We start from the raw sequence: 2,853 nt of genomic DNA, 5'->3' as shown, positions 1-2,853 counted from the left end.
GATACGGCGACCACCGAGATCTACACTCTTTCCCTACACGACGCTCTTCCGATCTACGCGCTGGTCGGCGTCGCCTTCGCGGTGGTGGCCTTCTCGATCTTCGTCCAGGGGATCACCGTTCCCTGGCTGTTGCGCCGGGCCGCAGAGGAGCCGCCGGAAGCGGCATGAAGGGAGAAAAGACGATGCGGCTTTACGGTTTCTGGCGATCCTCGGCCTCGTGGCGCGTGCGCATCGCGCTGCACTGGAAGGGCCTGCCCCATGCCACGATCCCGCTGAGCCTCGTCGCGGGGGAGCAGCACGACGCCGCTTATGCCGCGATCAATCCGCAGGGCTTCGTGCCCTTCCTGGTCGATGGCGAAGCAGCGCTCGGGCAGAGCCTGACGATCATCGAATATCTCGACGAGACGCACCCCGAGCCGCCGCTGCTGCCCGGCGGCCCCATCGAGCGCGCGCGTGCCCGGATGCTGGCGCAGACGGTGGCGTGCGACATCCACCCGCTCAACAATCTGCGCGTGCTGAAATATGTCCGCCGCGAGCTGGGCCAGGAGCAGGCGGGGGTGGACGCCTGGGCGCGCCACTGGATCGCGCCGGGCTTCGCCGCGCTGGAAGCGGCGGCGGAGCGTGCGTGCGGGCTTTATCTCGCCGGCGACGCGGTGACGATCGCCGATCTCTGCCTCGTGCCGCAGATCTACAATGCGCGCCGGGTCGACACCGATCTCGCACCGTATCCTCGGCTGATCGCGATCGAGGCGCGGCTGATGGCACTGCCGGCCTTCGCCGAGACGCACCCCGATCGTCAGCCGGACGCGATTCCCCCGGCGGGGTGAGGCCCCCCCGCCCGCGCCGCCGGTGGCACTCCGCAAGAACCCGTGCGTTCGCGGTATGGTTTTCGATTGGGCCAAGGGAGTGCGCATGTCCGAAGAGCAGCCGATCCTCGATCACCACGACATCATCCTGCGCCCCGATCCCGCGCGCACCGTGGTCCGCCCGTTCGCGCTCGATTATCCAAGCGCCTATCAGGTGGCCGGGCACAGCCGGACGCAGGCGATCGTCGATCGCGTGCTGACGCTCGACGATGCCGCGCTGGACGCCGAGCTCGAGGCGCTGACCGCCTCGCTCGACGAACGCCATCGCGACGTCGATACCCTGCTGCGCCGCCGCTTCGAGGAGGTCGCCAAGCAGCTCGACGGCGATCCGCCGAGCGACGACGCCCGGCAACGGCTGATCGGCGCCTATTTCAGCGAGGAATATGCGTTCGAGGCGGCCGCGCTGTTCAACCCGAGCGCGGTGCTCACGTCCGATCAATCGAACCTGCCCGAAGGCGCGGTGCGCTTCGCGCTCGCGCTGCGCGGCATCGGCGAGGGCCATGTCTCCTCGGTGACGTTCCGGCTGGGCTGCTGGACGCCCGGCGGCGAGGTTACGGTCGACAAGGCGAGCATTACCGCGGTTCCGCCGATCGTCGAGCAATCGAGCGACGACGGCACCACCGTCCTGCTCCGCTGCGGGGGCAGCCGCGAGATATCGGAAACCGTGCTGTTCCCGGTGCTGCCGAGCCAGCGGCAGGGAATCGAGGATCTTCGCCTCGTGCGCTTCACCGAGGAAGACGGCGAGGTCACCTATCACGGCACCTATACCGCGTTCGACGGCAGGGATGCGCGGCCCGAGCTGCTGACCGGGCACGATTTCCGGACCTTCCAGATGCGCCGGCTCACCGGCGATGCCGCGGGCGCCAAGGGAATGGCGCTTTTCCCGCGCAGGATCGACGGGCGCTTCCACATGCTCGGGCGGCAGGACAGCGAAAGCATCTGGCTGCAGAGCTCGGACGACATCCTGACGTGGAACGGCGGCGGCAAGATCGTGAGCCCGCGCTATCCGTGGGAGTTCGTCCAGATGGGCAATTGCGGCTCGCCGATCGAGGTGGACGAAGGCTGGCTGGTGCTCACCCACGGCGTCGGCACGGTGCGCAACTATTGCATGGGCGCCTGCCTGCTCGACAAGCGCGACCCTTCGAAGCTGCTCGCGCGCACCGCGCAGCCGATCCTCAAGCCGAGCCCCGATCAACGCGACGGCTATGTGCCCAACGTCGTCTACAGTTGCGGCGCGATCCTCCATGGCCGCGACCTGCTGATCCCCTTCGGCGTCGCCGACAATTTCACTGCCTTCGCGACGACCACCGTCGATCGCCTGCTCAAGGCGATGGAATAAGGCGCATCGCTCAGCCCGGCTTGCGGTGGACGAGCGCGGTCCGCAGGCAGCGGCAGACGACGTCGTCGTGCTGGTTGAACAGCGCGTGGTGGAAGGTGACGATGCCCGCCGAGGGTCGCGACCGGCTTTCCTTGAGTGCCGCGATCTCGGTTTCGGCGCGCATCGTATCGCCGAGGAACACGGGCTTGGGCATCACCAGCTTGTCGTAGCCGAGGTTCGCGACCAGCGTGCCCAGCGTCGTATCGCCTACCGACAGCCCGACGAGCAGCGCGAAGGTGAAGGTGCCGTTGACGAGGATGCGCCCGAATTCGCTGGCGCGCGCCGCCTCGGCATCGATGTGCAGCGGCTGGGGATTGTGCGTCATCACCGAGAACAGCAGATTGTCGGTCTCGGTCACGGTCCGGCGGATGTCGTGCGCGATGCGATCGCCGACCGTCCATTGCTCGAAATAGCGCCCCGCCATCAGGCGTCTCCCGATGGGCCGAGGGGTTCGATCCGCGCGAGCAGGCTGCCTTCGTCGACCTGCGCGCCCACGACGGCCTTGAGCTCGGCGACGATGCCGTCGAACGGCGCCACGATCGCCTGCTCCATCTTCATCGCCTCCAGCACGAGCAATCTCTGTCCCCTCGTCACGCCGTCGCCCGCCGC

General features: G+C 67.9%; 4 protein-coding genes. 2 read left to right on the top strand and 2 right to left on the bottom strand.

What is annotated here, in order from left to right; translation table 11 throughout:
* The first annotated feature begins 164 nt into the window (after positions 1–164).
* Both maiA and HUU94_RS10715 read left to right on the top strand, forming a co-directional pair.
* Complete coding sequence (gene maiA, locus HUU94_RS10720) at positions 165–827, top strand: maleylacetoacetate isomerase (RefSeq protein WP_254602143.1); 663 nt, start codon at positions 165–167, stop codon at positions 825–827.
* Positions 828–912: 85 nt separating this feature from the next.
* Positions 913–2,205 carry a glycoside hydrolase family 130 protein gene (locus HUU94_RS10715; protein ID WP_174275072.1) on the top strand — a complete coding sequence of 431 codons (1,293 nt, stop codon included), beginning with the start codon at positions 913–915 and terminating at the stop codon, positions 2,203–2,205.
* A 10-nt stretch (positions 2,206–2,215) separates the two neighbouring features.
* On the opposite strand, the gene HUU94_RS10710 is transcribed toward HUU94_RS10715, so the two are convergent.
* Together HUU94_RS10710 and HUU94_RS10705 are read right to left on the bottom strand one after the other, a co-directional pair.
* Positions 2,216–2,668: a MaoC family dehydratase gene (locus HUU94_RS10710; RefSeq protein ID WP_174275071.1), complete on the bottom strand. Its 453-nt coding sequence runs from the start codon at positions 2,666–2,668 to the stop codon at positions 2,216–2,218.
* Positions 2,668–2,853 (bottom strand): biotin/lipoyl-containing protein (locus tag HUU94_RS10705; protein WP_174275070.1); only part of this gene is annotated, 186 nt, incomplete at its 5' end. The genes HUU94_RS10705 and HUU94_RS10710, both read right to left, overlap by 1 nt.

This window comes from Sphingomonas bacterium (assembly GCF_903644055.1).
Taxonomy (GTDB): Bacteria; Pseudomonadota; Alphaproteobacteria; order Sphingomonadales; family Sphingomonadaceae; genus Sphingomonas_I.
This window is presented reverse-complemented; position numbering and strand designations above follow the sequence as displayed.